We start from the raw sequence: 14815 nt of genomic DNA on the forward strand, positions 1-14815 counted from the left end.
CGGGCCATGACCGTGCCGACCACCACCCGATCGACGACCACCCAGCCCGAGGTCGCCGACCCCGACCGGTACGCCCCCGAGTTCGAGGTGGTCATCGAGGGCGTCGAGGCCGACCCGTCCACCAAGAACGACATCCTGGACATCAAGGTGCACCGCGACATCGACGAGATGTCCGGCTTCGACCTGGAGCTGAACAACTGGGACGACGTCAACCTGCGGTTCAAGCACAGCGACTCGCGCGAGTTCAAGCTCGGTTCCAGGGTCTCCGTGCGGCTCGGCTACGCCGACCGGCTGATGACCGTCGCGACCGGCACCGTCAGCACCCTGGCGCCGAAGTTCCCCGACGGCGCCTCGCCGACCGTGTCGGTCAGCGGTGTGGACGGGATGCTGCGGCTCAAGGAGAACAAGCCGGACGCGGCGGTCGACAAGGTCTACCGCAACCAGGCCGACTGGCAGATCGCCACGGCCGTGGCGCAGCGCAACAAGCTGGCGATCGTGACCACGCGGGAGGGGCCGGTCCACGACCGCGTGGTGCAGAAGAACCAGTCCGACGCGGAGTTCCTGGTGGAGCGGGCGAAGCGGGTCGACTTCGACTGCTACATCCTGCCCGATCCCACCACCGGCGAGGAGACGCTCTACTTCATCAGGCCCACCGACGGCCGCGACGGCCGCCCGATCCGGCTGTTCCGCCTCGCCTACCAGCCCGGCCTCACGACCGGACCGACCGCGCTGCCCGAGGGGCTCGTGCCGAACCTGCTCGACTTCACCCCGACCCTCACGATCTCCAAGCAGGTCAGCAAGCTCACCGTCCGCGGCTGGGACCCGCGCACCAAGCAGCGGATCGCGTTCACCGCGACCGTCGAGAACCTGCCCGCCGGCCAGGCCTCGGCCGACGGCGAGAGCGGGCCGCAGGCCGCCGACAGCGCGGCGGGCGGCAGGCAGGAGGTCGTGGTCGACGCCCCGATCACCAGCGAGGACGAGGCCCGCGAACTCGCGATCAGCCTGCTGCGCGAACGGTCCTACGAGTTCATCACCGCCACCGGGCGGGTGGCGGGCCTGCCGGAGCTGCGGCCCGGCGACAACCTGGAGATCTTCGGCCTCGGACGGCGGTTCTCCGGCACCTACTTCGTCAAGCGGGTCGAGCACACGCTGGGCACGAGCGGGTTCTTCACCACCTTCACCGGCCGCCGCATCTTCCAGGGAGACGCCCCGTGACGAGGACCGCGCCCCGCGCCCGCAGCACCGACCGCCGCTACTACGGCGTCGTCGAGGCGATCGTCGTGGAGAACGACGGCGACGACGAGGGCCGGGTGAAGCTCAAGTTCCCGTGGTTCGACGGCGGTGCCACCGTCACCGAGTGGTGCCGGGTCAGCCAGCTCCACGCCGGTAGCGGCTACGGGTCGGTGTTCGTGCCCGAGAAGGACGACGAGGTGCTGGTCGCGTTCGTGCACGGCGACATGCGGTTCCCGGTCGTCCTCGGCGGCCTCTACAACGGCGTCGACAAGCCGCCGACCGCCCGCACCGACGGGCGCGACCAGAAGGTGGTCCGCACCAGGGCGGGCCACGAGGTCCTGCTCGACGACGGCGCGAAGGAGATCCGGATCACCACCGCGCAGGGCGGCACCCTGACCGTCACGGCCACCGGCGAGATCACCCTCGACGCCGCCAAGGTCACCGTCAAGGCCGACGCGATCGACCTCGGTGGCGGCGCGACCCACCCGCTCGTGTTCGGCGACAGCCTGCTCACCGCCTTCAACACCCACACCCACGTGGCGCCCGGTGGAACGACCGCCACGCCGTTGCCGCAGCTTCCCCCGGGCGCGCTCTCCCAGACGTCGAGGACGACATGAGCGAACCGTTCCTCGGCACCGGCTGGCGGTTCCCGATCCTCCCCGACGAGGCGGGCAGGCTCTCCTACGCCGCAGGCGAGCAGAGCATCGAGCACTGCCTGCGCGCCCTGCTGCTCACGGCGGCGGGCGAGCGCGTGATGCGGCCCGACCTCGGCACCCGCGCGCAGGACTCGGTGTTCGCGCCCGGCAGCGTGCAGAACCTGCGCGAACTGGAGAACTCGATCGCGACCGCCGTCCGCACGCACGAGCCGCGCGTGGAGCTGGACGGCGTCCGCGCCGAGGCGGACCCGGTCGACGAGTTCCGGGTCACGGTCTCGGTCGAGTACCGGATCCGGCGCACCAACACCAAGCAGAACCTCGTGTTCCCGTTCTACCTCGGCCTCACCGGGAGCGCGCCGTGACCCTGCCCGCGCCGAAGCTGGACGACCTCACCTGGGCCGACCTCATGGCGGCCGTCCGCCGCCGCATCCCCGCCGAGTCCGACGGCGCGTGGACGCTGCACGCGCCCGTCGACCCCGGCGTCACGCTGCTCGAACTGTTCGCCTACCTGCTGGAGCAGCGGGTCTACCGGCTCGACCAGGTGCCGGACGAGCTGGTCGTCGCGATCCTGCGCCTGCTGGGCCTCGGTCCGCCGCGTCCCGCGGTGCCCGCCGCGACCGTGCTCCAGCTGACCGCCGACCGGCCGGGCACCCCGGTCCCGGTTCTGCCCGAGGGCACCCTGGTGTCCCGCGACCCCACCGGGCTGATCAGGTTCTCGCTCGACGAGGTCGCCGTGTTCCCCGTGAGCGGCGCCGACGTGGAGGTGTGGACCGACCGCGACCGCACCGCCGACCTGGTCGCCCGCCGCGGGGTGCCGCTGCTCGGCTCCGACGGCGGGGCCGCGTCGGCGCGCTTCACGCTGCCGCTGACCGGTGCGCACGCCGCGCCCGGACCGCTGTCGCTGCTGGTCGAACTCGACTCCCCGGCGCCGCCGTCGTGGTCGCCGCGCGCGGTGGCCGACGTGCGGCCACCCGCGGACCTGACGTGGTCGTGGGTCAACCCCGACACCGGCGCGACGGGCGAGTTCGAGTCCACTGAGGACGGAACGGCCGGGCTGCGGCGCTCCGGCGTCGTGCGGCTGCTGCCGCCGCGGGGGTGGAGCACCGCCGACCGCGGTGTCGTCGTGTCCACCCGCGCCGCGACGTACTCCACCCCGCCGAGGCTGCTCCGGTTGTCGCTCAACGCGTCCACGGCCCGCCACCTCGAACGGCGCGCGGTGACCGGCGCCGACCTCGCCGACCAGATCACCGCCTGGCGGAAGCTGCCCGGCCAGCGGCTCGTGCTGCCCGACGCGGCGGGCCTGCTCCTCACCGCGGACCTGCGGATCGGGGGCGACGACTGGGCACCGGTCGCCGACTTCGCGTTCGGCTCGTCGCGCGACCGGGTCTTCCGAATCGACCGGACGGCGGGCGCGCTCGTCTTCGGCGACGGCCTCACCGGCCGCATCCCGGTCGCCGCGCCGGAGGACGTGGTCGTCGAGCACACCCTCGGCGGCGGCCGGGCGGGCAACGGCGGACTGACCGGCAACTGGCTGCCCGTCGAGGACGAGATCGCCTCCCTCGGTGTGACCGGCGCCAACCTGGTCCAGGCGGCGGACGGCGCCGACCCGGAAACCGTGGCCCAGGCACGGGATCGGGCCGCGGGAGCGCTCGGCGAGGTGACCCGCGCCGTCACCGCCGACGACTTCGCCACCCTGGCCACGACCACGCCCGGCGTCGCGGTCGGCCGGGCCCACGCGGCGGTCGGCGAGCACCCCGGCTTCCCGTGCGCGCGGGTCGCGGGCGCCGTGACCGTCCACGTCGTCCCGTCGGTACCGCCCGGCGTCACGGCGCCGCGGCCGGACCCCGGCCTGCTGTGCGAGGTCGCCGACCGGCTCGACGCCGCGCGGCTGATCACGACCGAGGTGTTCGTGCGCGCCCCCGCCTACCGCGAGGTCCGGCTGCGGGTCGACCTGGCTGGCGGTCCCGCCGACCGCGGCCGGGTGTCCGCCGCGGTCGACGCGGCCCTGCGCGGGTACCTCGACCCGCTGACCGGCGGCGACGACGGCACGGGCTGGCCGTTCGGCGGGGCGCTGCGGCCGTCGGCGCTGCTGCGGGCCGCCCAGCGCGCTCTCGGCGACCTCGCGGACGTCGGCGCCGTCGCCATCGCCCTCGACGGGGCCGACCCCGCCGAGTCGTGCCTCGACGTGCCGCTGCGGGCCGGTGAACTCCCCGCCGTGCGGGAGGTCCGGACCCGCGTCGCGGCCCGCGCCGAACCGGGGGAGGGGCTCACGTGACCGACGTCGTGTGGTGGGATCGGGGTTCGGACGGCCGAGCGCGGATCGTGCCGGGGCCGGGTCCCTCGGGCGGGCAGCCCGAACTGGTCGACGCCTCCAGGGAGGCGGTCCGCGCCGCCGTGCGCGACCGGATCCCCGGCTACACCCCGGACTGGACCAACCCCGACCGCCAGGACGCAGGCGTCGCGCTCGTCCGGCTGTTCGGCACCCAGGTCGAGCCCGTGCTGGACCGGGTCAACCGGCTCCCGGAGAAGGTGCTGGCCGAACACCTGCGGACGGCGGGCGTGCGGCGCGCGCCCGCGACCGCGGCCGTCGCGCTGCTGGAGTTCACCGTCACCCCGCCCGACGGCTCCTCGGTCCTCGTCCCCGCCGGTTTCCAGACCGCCGCGAACCGCCCGACCGGGCGAGTGGTCTTCGAGACCGACCAGGACCTGGTCGCCACCCCCGCCACCGTCGGCGCCCTCGCCGTGCAGCGGGGCGGCGCCGTGGAGCCGGTCCCGCTCGGCCCGGCGGGGCCCGGCCGGGCGTTCGAGCCGTTCGGCCGCGACCCCGCGCCCGGCAACGCGCTGTGGATCGGGCTCACCGGCACCGCCAACCCGTTCCCGTCGCTGTCGCTCGGGTTCGTCGTCGCCGCCGTGCCGCCCACCCCGGTCGCCTCGGGCGGCCTCGGGCCGCTGCCGCTCCCACCCGCGCCGCTGCTGCGCTGGGACCTGCTGGACGGCGGGCGGTTCGTGCCCGCCGAGGTGGAGCGCGACGGGACCGGCGGGCTGCGGGCGAGCGGGACCGTGCGGCTGCGGGTACCGCGCACGTGGGCGCCCGGCACCCCGCCCGCGCTGCGACCGGGACCCCCGCTGCGGTGGCTGCGGCTGCGGATCGCCCACGGCGCGTTCACCCCGCCCGCGCCGGTGCTCACCGGGCTGCGGCTCAACGTCGTCAGCGCCACCGCCGCCCGCACGGTCACCAACGAGCCGCTGGAGCCGATCCAGGACCCGACGACCCCCGCGCGGCGGCGGATGCGCCTGAGCCAGGTGCCGATCCTGGCGGGCAGCCTGGTGATCGAGGTCGACGACGACCTCGGCACCGACCTGTTCGGCACCACCACCGGATCGGCGTCCCGGTGGCGCGAGGTGGCCGGCCTGGCCGGGTTCGGGCCGGACGACCGGGTCTTCGCCGTCGACCACGCGACCGGCGAGGTCGCGTTCGGCGACGGCGTCACCGGCGCGGCCGTGCCGCCGGGCTTCCGCAACGTCCGCGCCGTCCGGTACCGCGTCGGCGGCGGCACGGCGGGCGCGGTGCCCACCGGAGCCGTGAACAGCGTGGTGACCGCGCTGCCGTTCGTCACCCGCGTCACCAACCCGTTCCCGGCGTCGGGCGGCACCGACGCGGAGGCCGACGCCGACGTGGTGCGGCGCGGTGCGGGGGAGCTGCGCGCCCGAGGCAGGGCCGTCGCCCCCACCGACTACGGCCTGCTCGCCACCCGCGCGCCGGGGGCGTCGGTCGCCCGCGCGCACGGCGTGCCCGGCCTGCACCCGGACTTCGCGGGCACCCCCATCCCCGGTGTGGTCGGCGTCCTGGTGGTGCCGCCCCGCGACGACACCACCGGCGACGCGCCACCGGAACCGACCGCGGCCACCCTCCGCGCCGTCGCCGACTTCCTCACCCGCGAGGCGGCACCGGCGGGCATCACGGTCGTCGCCGCGCCCGTCCGGTACCGCCGGGTCGCCGTGGAGGCACGCGTGGCGCTCGACCCGGACCAGGAGCGCGCAGGCGTGCTGACGAGGGCGGCGGACGCCGTCACCACCTACCTGGACCCGCTGCGGGGCGGGGAGGACGGCGCGGGCTGGCCGTTCGGGGCGGCGGTGCGGCACACCCCGCTCGTGCGCAGGCTCCTCGCCGTCGACGGCGTCCTGGCCGTGTCCGGGCTGTCCCTCGCGGTCGACGGGGTCCGGCTGCCGCCGTGCACCGACCTCACCGTCCCGCCCACCGCGCTGGTCTGGCCGGAACGCCCGCTGCTCATCCCGGTCGAGGAAGGGGTCCTGCCATGACCTGCGCGCCGACCGCGGCGACGTTCCGCCTGCTCGACGACGTCGTCGGGTGGGAGCAGGCCGAGGTGCGCGACCTCGTCGGGTTCACCTCGCCCGACGGCGTCCGCCTCGCGGGCAGCGGGCCGTCCCCGGACGGGCCGACCAGGGCCGAGCTGCTGCCGTGGTTCCCCGACCCGCGCCTGGCACCCGGATGTCGACCGTGCGCGTGGTACCTGGTCGCGGGACGGCGGCTGCTGCGCCGCGACACCTGCTCCGGCGGCTGGCGACCGGTGTGGGAGCCGTGGTGCGACCCCCGGCTGTCGCGCGCGCCGATCGCGGTCGGCTCCCGCGGCCACCGGCTCGTGGTCGTGGACTCCGACCGGGTCCTCGTGTGGCGCAACGGGGGTGACCACCTCGTCGGCGTGGTCCGCCTCGGGGGCGCGCGGCTCGCCGTTCCCGCTCCGGACGACCAGGTGCTCGTCACGCGCGCCCGCGACACCCGCCTGTGGCGGTACGGGTCGGACGGACGGCCGCGCGGGGTGCTGGACACGTGCGTGAGCGGCGAGATCATCGGACTGCGCACCGGACCGGGGTGCGACGTCTGGCTCCTCACCGACGACGGCGGACACCTGCGGCTCTACCGCGGACACCCGTTCGAGGAGTCCGATGTGGACGAACTGGCCGCCGCGCTGCCGCCGAGCGCGCTGGTGGCCGCGGACGAGCACGGGTTCTGCCTGCGCGAGAACGGGCCGGACGGCGTCACGACGAGCTGCCGCACCTGGCTGGGCGAGCCCCTCGCCGAACGGCCGCCGCCGGCGGGCCGGTACGCGCCGGACGGCGACTTCGTCACCGAGCAGATCGACAGCGGTGTCCCGCGCTGCCGCTGGCACCGCGTCCGGGTCACCGCGGACGTGCCCGAGGGCACGGCGGTGTCGGTCTCGGTCGTGGTGTCGGAGGACGGCGTCTTCGCCGACAGCGACTGGCAGACCGCGCCGGTCGGCACGACCGACTTCCTCGTCGACCAGCCGCCCGGCCGCTACCTCACCGCCCGCGTCCGGCTGTCCGGCGACACCTCCTCGACCCCGGTCCTGCACCGGATCCGGCTCGACTTCCCGAGGTCGACCAGCGCCGACCTGCTGCCCGCCGCGTTCCGGCAGGACCCGGCGGCCGACGACTTCACCGAGCGGTTCCTGTCGCTGTTCGACGCCACGCTCGGCGAGGTCGACGAGGTGCTGGAGCGCTACCCGGCGCTGCTCGACCCGGCCGGTGTCCCCGACCGCGCGCTGCCCTGGCTCGCCGGGCTGCTCGGCCTGACCTACGAGTCCGGCTGGGACGCCGCCACCCGGCGCGCGCTGCTCGCCGGGGCACCGGAGCTGTACCGGCGGCGCGGCACCCCGTGGGCGGTGGCCGAGGCCGTGCGGATCGTGTTCGGCGTCGAGCCGGTGCTCGACGAACTGGCCGACGAGCGCCGCTGGGCGCAGGTCCGCGCGACCGCGGGCCCGTCGGGCGCGCCGGGCCTCGGGTCGGTGCGGCTGTTCGGCCGCTCCGCGAGCCGGTTCCGCGTCGGCGGTTCGGCCCTGGGGGCCGCGCCCCTGCGCGCCTTCGGCGACCCCGACACCGACCCGTTCACCGAGCACGCGCACCGGTTCCGCGTGCTGGTGCCCGCGGGCGGGGTCGACACCGACGCGCTGCGTCGGCTCGTGACGCGGCAGGCGCCCGCGCACACCAGGGCGTCGGTCCGCACCGGCGGCGCGGGGTTCGTGGTCGGCACCCGGTCGGCGGTCGGGGTCGACACCGCGTTCACACCGCTGCCCGCTCCCGTCGTGGGCGGTTTCCGCCTCGGCCACGACGGGGTGCTGCGACCGGGACCGCGAGGTGCCCGGCACGGCGTGACCGTCGGGCTGGTCTCCGCGGTCGGCATCCACACACAGGTTTCTTGAGAGGACACAGGCGATGACCGAGGTATCGACACCGACGCAGACCGGCAGCACCGAGTTCGACGTCCCGCCGCTGCGACGGCTGCGGTACTTCCACGGGCAGCTGCTCTCCGCGCGGGACTTCCAGCGCGAGCAGGAGTACTTCCGCGAGAAGCTGAAGCTGCGGATGCGCTGCCTGCTCGGGTACGGCGTGGTGTGCGGGCTGCTCGTGGAGCCGGTCGCCCCGGACCACCAGGCGGACGACACCGCCGGGGCCGACGACACCGCCCCGACCGACGAGGGCGCCGACACGCCGACCGAGTCCGGGGAGGACACCCCGGGTTCCGGGCGGCGCAGGAGGAAGGTCCGGATCACCCCCGGCCTCGGGGTCGACTGCGACGGCAACGAGGTCGTCGTCCGCGGCGGCTGCGTGGTCGACCTGTGGGAGGCGCTGCCCGAGGGCGAGCGCGACGCCGACACGGTGTGGATCGGGGTCGAGTACGCCGAACGGGCCGTCGAACCGACCAGGACCGTCTACAACAGCAGCTGCGCCGACACCTCCGACTGTGAGTTCGGCTGGACCGACGAGAGCCACGTCGTGCGGGTCACGACCGAACGGCCGCCCGACGACGATCGGTGCGACACGTGCCGCACCCGCTGCGGGCACAAGGTGCTGTGGCTGGCCAGGATCGACGGCCTCCGCGGGCACGGGCCCCTTCGCCCTCGCCACGTCCACCTGGACGTCCGCCGCCCGTTCGGCAGGCGCGTGCCGACCGTGATCACCGGCATCAACTGGGTCCACGGCCACACCTACACCGTCGCCGAGGCCAAGGAGCTGCTCGGCACCCAGAAGGACACCGGCGGCCTCGTCGTCCACTTCTCCGACGACGTCCGGGTGGACAGCCTCCAGCCGGGCGTCGTGGAGGTCCAGGTGATCGAGGGCGGCGCCGGTCGCAACGCCGACACCTGGTACATGGGCGGGACGTTCGCCGAACCCGGCGAGACCGAGGACGAGTTCACCCGGCACTTCCGCTACCGCCAGACCACCCGCGAGACGCTCCAGGACGGCGACCGGGTCATGGTCACCGTCCGCGCCGCGTTCATCCTCGACCGCTGCTGCCGCCCCGTCGACGGGACCAACGTCGGCGGCAAGGTCCCGTACGTGGGCAGGGGTCGCGAGGCGGGCGCGGACGCCGAGCCCGAACCGGACGAGCGGGGCGGGCGCGGCCCCTGCGCGCTGCCGCCCGGCGGCGTCGGCCCGTGGACCTCGGGCTCCGGCGCGGGCGGCGACGTCTTCGAGAGCTGGTTCTTCATCACGGAGGAGCGTCGATGACCGCGTCGATGGCGACGACCGGGAAGGCGGACTGCGGCTGCGGGTGCGGCGGCGCGTCCACGCGGCCCTCCGCGTTCGTCCGACCGAGGTTCTTCGCGGGCCAGCTGCTCACCGAGGACGACCTGGGCCTGCTGGTCGAGTACGTGACCGGGAAGGCGCGCCTGCACAACAGGACGGTGTCCGGCCCCGGTGTCGTCTGCGGGCTGGAGGTCGCCTGCGACCCGTGCGGCGGCGGCTCCGTCGTGGTCCACCCCGGTCACGCGCTCGACTGCCGCGGCAACGACATCGTGCTGGCCTGCAAGGAGAAGGTCGACGTGGCGGCGCTGGTGCGCGAGCAGCGGGTCAGCTCGGTCGGCGTCGACTGCGGCGACGGGTGCGACGACGGGGAGCGCCGCTACGGGCTCTACGTCCGCTACGAGGAGCTGCCGGTAGACCCCGTCGCCCCGTACGCCACCGAGGAGCCGTGCCCGAGCCCCGGCTGCGTGCCGTCCCGCATCCGCGAGGGCGTCCGGTTCGTCGTCAAGTGCGCCGACACCGAAGACCACCGGTACAACCCCGGCACCCGGCTGCTCACGAGCATCGGACCGCTCGGCGCGTACGACGCCGTCCGGGCCAGGAGCACGCGGTTCGAGCTGTACCTGGACGCGATGGTCGTGGCCAGGGCCGTCGGCGTCCGGCCGATCCGGTTCGACGCGGCCGACGCCGAGCGGTACGAGACCTCCCTCCGCCTGCTGCGGCAGAGCGGCGAGGGCACGCCCGCGCCCGACGTCGCGGCCGCGATGACCGAGCAGGTGCGGGGTCTCGCGAGCGCCGTGGCGCGGTACGACACCCACGACGCCGCCGGGCAGGAGCGGATCAGGGGCGAGTTCGGCGGGCGGCTCGGTGACGTCGCCGAGGCCCGCGCGGTGCTCGGCGCGGTCTGCGACCGGGTGGCGGCGGCCAAGCCGGAGGAGGTGTGGCCCGACGAGGCGCGCCGGTCCCTCGGACTCGCCGTGATCGCCGAGACCAGGGCGAGGGTCGTGCCGGAGGAGCCCGGCACCGACGCGCCGCTCGAAGTGCGCCTGCTCGCGCAGGGCACGCCCGTGAGCGACGCGCTCCACGTCGAGTTCCGCCACGACCTGGTCACGATCCGCGAGTGGCTCCTCGGTCGGCTCGACCGGGCGCCGGGCGTCGCGGACTGCTCGCTGCGCGACCTCGTCCGGAGCACCCCGCTCCCCAGACTGCTGCCCGCTCCGGAGCAGGAGGGGGACCGGCGGCTCACGAGCACCGACCTCGCGCAGGTCGAGGAGGCCGCCGCGCGCCTGACCGCCGCGCTGACCAGGTTCGTCACCGACGCCGCGTGCGCGACGCTCACCCCGCCGTGCATCGACCGCACCGACACCGACGTGCTGCTCGCCCACCTGGAGCTGGACGGCTGCGACGTGCTGCGGGTGTGCTCGGCGACCCGCGAGCAGGTGCTGCCGGGCGGGTCGGCGTACGGCGAGTGGCTGCCCAAGCTGTACCGGCTGCGCGAGCTGGCCGAGCGGCTGTGCTGCCACCCGGCCGCGGTGTACCGGCCACCGACCGTGCCACCGGAGGGCGCGGTGCCGCGGCCCTGCGTGCCGGGGCTGCTCGGCCCGTGGCGGCGCACCGGCGACCTGGAGACGATGTGGAACCTCCTGCTCCGGCCCGCGCCGGGGGAGACCCCGCCGAAGCCGCTGCACGAGCAGGTCTACACGGTGCCCAGCGAGGTCACCGACAGCCTGCACGAGCTGAGCGTGCTGCGGGCGCAGGTCCGGGACCTGACGGACACCGTGAAGACCCTGCACGCGCAGCTCGACACCGCGCGCGAACAGGTCGGGCAGGTGCGCGAGCAGTTGCCCGAGCGGCTCGGCGAACGCCTCGACGAGCTGGAGAGCGCACCGCCGCCACCCGCCCGGGAGAAGGCCGAGCCCGCGAAACCACCGGCCCGCCGCGCCCGGCCGTCCGCCAGGACGCAGAAGCCCCGTTCGGGTGAGTCGTCGTGACCGCGCCGGTGCGCCCGTCCTTCCACGAGGGGCAGGTCCTCGCCGCCGCCGACCTCGCGGCCACGGTCGGCCACGCGCGGGCCGCGGCGGCCCGGCACGCCCGGCTCCTGCACGACTGGGGCATCGCCGACGGGCTCGGCCTGACCGAGGAGAACCGGACCGACCCGGCGACCGGCGCCCGGTTCGTCGAGGTGACCGTGTCCGCCGGGGTCGCGGTCGACGGGACGGGGCGCGAACTCGTCGTCCCGGAGCCGGTCGTGCTCGCCGAGGCCGACTTCGCCGCCGTGAACGGCGCCGACCAGCCGACGGCCGAGCCGTACCCGGTGTTCCTCGCCGCGGCGGAACGGGTCCCGACCACCGCCGGGACCACGTCGTGCGGCGGCGGTGCCGAACCGACGAGGGTGGAGGAGTCCTACCAGGTCCTGTTCGGCAGGCTGGGCGACGAACTCCTGGTCGCCGAGCAGCGGCCACCCGCCGTCGGCGCCCCACCGGCGGACCCGCCGATCCGGTGGCTGGTGCTGCTCGGGTACGTCCAGTGGACCGACGGGCACTTCACCGGCACCACGACCACCGCGCGCGGCGTCACCGTGCGGTACTCGGGGGTGCGGGCGGACACCGTGTCCGCGCGGTCGGGCGAGCTGGTGCTGAGGACCCGCCCCGAGGCGCGGGAGGGGCAGCCCGCGCTGGTGCTGTCCGGCGACGACCCGCCGAACCTGGTCTTCGGGCTCTACCGGGGAACCGGCTCGGTCAGCCCGCTGATGACCGTGGCGGCCAACGGGAACCTGACCGTCGCGGGCAGCTTCTCCGGCCGGATCTCGGCGGGCAGCGTGCTCGCCACCTCCGGCACCGCCACCGACGGGATGCTGCTGCCCCTGCCGTCGGGGGTCAGCCCGGAGGAGGTCGCCGACGGCCGCGTCCTGGTCCACACCTACGTCACGCCGCGCGTGCCGCCCTCATCGACCGGCACCGCGCTCCAGGTCCCGGCGGAGGCCTCGGTGGACGACGACCGCAGGGTCCGGTGCAGGCTGCGCCTCTACGACCCGACCGCGTCCCCGCCGCAGGTGTTCGAACACCCCGGCGCGGTCGACTTCCTCGTGCTGGTCACGGTCGCGGCGACGAACGGTGGTGGCTGACGTGGCGCTGTCCGTGGTGTACGTGCCCGACACCGGCCACGTCGTCGGCGCGCTGGGCGTGACCGGGGAGAGCGCCCCGGACGACGTCGGCGCGCTCGTCGGGTCCGCGCTGCCGGTGCGGGTCGCGGTCGACGGGGCGGGGACGGCGGTCCTGCCGCTGCGGGCCAGGCAGCTCGCGGCGCTCGCCGCCGACGACGAGCCGGGGGCGTTCGCCGATCCGCTGGCCTTCGGGGTGGACCAGGTCGAGGGGCCGGACGGGACCGTGGTGGCGAAGCCCGCGCTGCTGCGGCTCGCGCCGTGGTCCACCCCGCTGGAGTTCGACGCCAACGGCCTCGTCGTCGCGGTGCCCGTCGCGAACACCGCCGCGAGCACGACCGTGCTGGCCCTGGTCGCCGCCGGCGAGGAGACGCACCTCCTGGCGGGGACGATCGCGCCGGGGGGCACGGGCGTGACCCTCCCGGTGACCGTCGACACCGGGGCGCACGGCGTGCTGGTGCTGGTGGCCGGGTGGGCGGGCAGGCTGGAGCCGGTGACGAAGAGGTGAGCACCCCCACCGCCGTCGGCATCACCGTGCACCGGTGCCTGGTGCGCGTGGTCCGGCGCGGTGGGTGGAGCTGGGGACCCGACCCCCGGAGCCTGGTGCGGCAGGTGGTGGACGCGTTGCCCGACCTGCTGGCCGACCGGTTCGCCGAGCACCTCGCGGGCGACGGGCCGGACCTGGAGATCACCGAGCCCGTGCGGTTGACCGTCCACTGGGGACGCTCGGGTGGTGGTGGTGGTGGTGGCGGTGCGGTGGCCGGTGCGCCCCCGCGCGTCGACGTCGAGGTCGAGCCCGTGGCCACCGTCGTCCCGAGTGGACCGGAGCACGAGCCCGTAGCGCCGTCCGTGCCCGCCGCCGACGCCGCCACGCCCCTGGAGCTGTTCGCCGAACTCGCCGAGCGCGGTGACCTGGCTGCACTGCTGGCCCTGCTCCCCGACACCGTGCTGGCCACCTACGTGACCGCGCTGCTCGGCCGCGCGCCGGGTCCCGCGTACGGGACGGTCGCGCGCGTCGTCGTGGCCGAGGTCGCCCGGCGGTGGTCGCCCCCGCCGTCCGCGCGGTCGTCGGAGCCATTGGTGCCGTCGGAGCCGTCGGTGCCCGCGGACCGCGCCGGTCTCCTGCGGCTCCTGGGGTCGCTGCCGACCGGGGTGCCCCCTCCGGAGGCCGCGGAACCCCCCGACGCCGGTGCGACCGCCTCGGCGGGGGTCGTTCCGATCGCGGTGGGGGAGACGCGGGTCTGCGCCGCGCTGCCGTTCCTGCTCGTGGGACCGCTGGCCCGCACCGGCTACCTCGGCGCGATCGGTCCGGCGCTCGCCGGGATCGACCTGCTCGGCGAGGCGCCGCTGTTCGCGGCGGCGTTGGCGTACCAGGTGCTCGGCGCACCGGAACGCGGGTGGCGCCGAGCGGGCGCGGACCACGTCGCCGCGGCGGCGTTCGCCGGGCTCGACGCGGTGCCGGACCTGGGCGCGTTCGCCCGACGGGTGCGACGGGCGCTTCCGGTGCTCGACGGCGTGCTCGCGCTGTCGGTGTGCCGGGGCCACGACCCGGCCGATCCGCTCGTCGTCACCGGCGTGGACGGCGGCCTGCTGCTGGTCGACGCGCGGGGCGTGTTCCCGATCGCCTGGGCACCGGACGTCGCGGGCCTGCTGCCGCACTGGGCGGCGTGCGGCCGGCCGCCCGTGCTCGTCCGCGACAGCCCGCTGCCCACCGCCTGCCTGCGGGACCTGGCCGCCGCGGGCGTGGGGTTCGCGACCGACGTCCGGCCCCTGCGCGGCGACCCGGTGACCAGGCTGCCCCTGCCCGCTCCGCTGTGGACGGCCGGCGACGTCGCCCCGCCGGTCGCCGCCGCGTTCCCCGGCCACGCCGAGCGCGTCGCCGACCTCGTGCGGGAGCTGTTCACCGACCGCCGTGCCGTGCCGGGGGCGGACGCGCTGGACCGCAGCGCGGCGCTGGCCGCGTCCCTCGGCCTCGGCGTGGTCGCCTGGACGCTGTGGCGGGACCGGGAGACCACCGATCCCGTGGCGGCGTTGACGCGGTTCGCCGACCTGGAGGCGACGGTCCGGTACACCGACCGGGCCGTGCACGTCCGGCTGCCGCTGGGCCGCAGGCACGCCGACCTGCGGGACGGCGGCGCGCTCGCGGACGTCCACGACGTGGTCTGGCTCGGCGGCCGGACCCTGACCTTCTCCGGGGGCTGAC

At 75.8% G+C, this 14815-nt stretch carries 11 protein-coding genes; all 11 read left to right on the forward strand.

Features of this window, described 5'->3' with window-relative positions:
- Positions 1 to 6 precede the first annotated feature (6 nt).
- From VFZ92_RS08920 to VFZ92_RS08970, 11 genes are read left to right on the forward strand one after another with little or no spacing between them, the layout of a single operon-like run.
- Positions 7 to 1215: a type IV secretion protein Rhs gene (locus VFZ92_RS08920; protein ID WP_330875345.1), complete on the forward strand. Its 1209-nt coding sequence runs from the start codon at positions 7 to 9 to the stop codon at positions 1213 to 1215.
- On the forward strand, positions 1212 to 1850 hold the full coding sequence (locus VFZ92_RS08925) for a phage baseplate assembly protein V (protein ID WP_330875346.1): 639 nt from the start codon (positions 1212 to 1214) through the stop codon (positions 1848 to 1850). The genes VFZ92_RS08920 and VFZ92_RS08925 overlap by 4 nt, the downstream gene beginning before the upstream one ends.
- Entirely contained in the window at positions 1847 to 2251 is a 405-nt protein-coding gene (locus VFZ92_RS08930) for a GPW/gp25 family protein (protein ID WP_330875347.1), read from the forward strand. Before VFZ92_RS08925 ends, VFZ92_RS08930 begins: the two co-directional genes overlap by 4 nt.
- Positions 2248 to 4164, forward strand: a complete 1917-nt coding sequence (locus VFZ92_RS08935; RefSeq protein WP_330875348.1) for a putative baseplate assembly protein — start codon at positions 2248 to 2250, stop codon at positions 4162 to 4164. The genes VFZ92_RS08930 and VFZ92_RS08935 overlap by 4 nt, the downstream gene beginning before the upstream one ends.
- On the forward strand, positions 4161 to 6209 hold the full coding sequence (locus VFZ92_RS08940; protein ID WP_330875349.1) for a putative baseplate assembly protein: 2049 nt from the start codon (positions 4161 to 4163) through the stop codon (positions 6207 to 6209). The genes VFZ92_RS08935 and VFZ92_RS08940 overlap by 4 nt, the downstream gene beginning before the upstream one ends.
- Positions 6206 to 8128: a phage tail protein gene (locus VFZ92_RS08945; protein ID WP_330875350.1), complete on the forward strand. Its 1923-nt coding sequence runs from the start codon at positions 6206 to 6208 to the stop codon at positions 8126 to 8128. The genes VFZ92_RS08940 and VFZ92_RS08945 overlap by 4 nt, the downstream gene beginning before the upstream one ends.
- A gap of 13 nt (positions 8129 to 8141) precedes the next feature.
- Entirely contained in the window at positions 8142 to 9437 is a 1296-nt protein-coding gene (locus VFZ92_RS08950; RefSeq protein ID WP_330875351.1) for a hypothetical protein, read from the forward strand.
- A complete protein-coding gene (locus tag VFZ92_RS08955; RefSeq protein ID WP_330875352.1) occupies positions 9434 to 11443 on the forward strand; it encodes a hypothetical protein in 2010 nt (669 codons plus the stop codon). Before VFZ92_RS08950 ends, VFZ92_RS08955 begins: the two co-directional genes overlap by 4 nt.
- Positions 11440 to 12576: a hypothetical protein gene (locus VFZ92_RS08960; protein ID WP_330875353.1), complete on the forward strand. Its 1137-nt coding sequence runs from the start codon at positions 11440 to 11442 to the stop codon at positions 12574 to 12576. The genes VFZ92_RS08955 and VFZ92_RS08960 overlap by 4 nt, the downstream gene beginning before the upstream one ends.
- Positions 12569 to 13120: a hypothetical protein gene (locus VFZ92_RS08965; RefSeq protein WP_330875354.1), complete on the forward strand. Its 552-nt coding sequence runs from the start codon at positions 12569 to 12571 to the stop codon at positions 13118 to 13120. Before VFZ92_RS08960 ends, VFZ92_RS08965 begins: the two co-directional genes overlap by 8 nt.
- A complete protein-coding gene (locus tag VFZ92_RS08970; protein WP_330875355.1) occupies positions 13117 to 14814 on the forward strand; it encodes a hypothetical protein in 1698 nt (565 codons plus the stop codon). The genes VFZ92_RS08965 and VFZ92_RS08970 overlap by 4 nt, the downstream gene beginning before the upstream one ends.
- Position 14815 lies beyond the last annotated feature (1 nt).

Origin of the sequence: Umezawaea sp. (assembly GCF_036375055.1) — a bacterium.
Taxonomy (GTDB): domain Bacteria; phylum Actinomycetota; class Actinomycetes; order Mycobacteriales; family Pseudonocardiaceae; genus Umezawaea.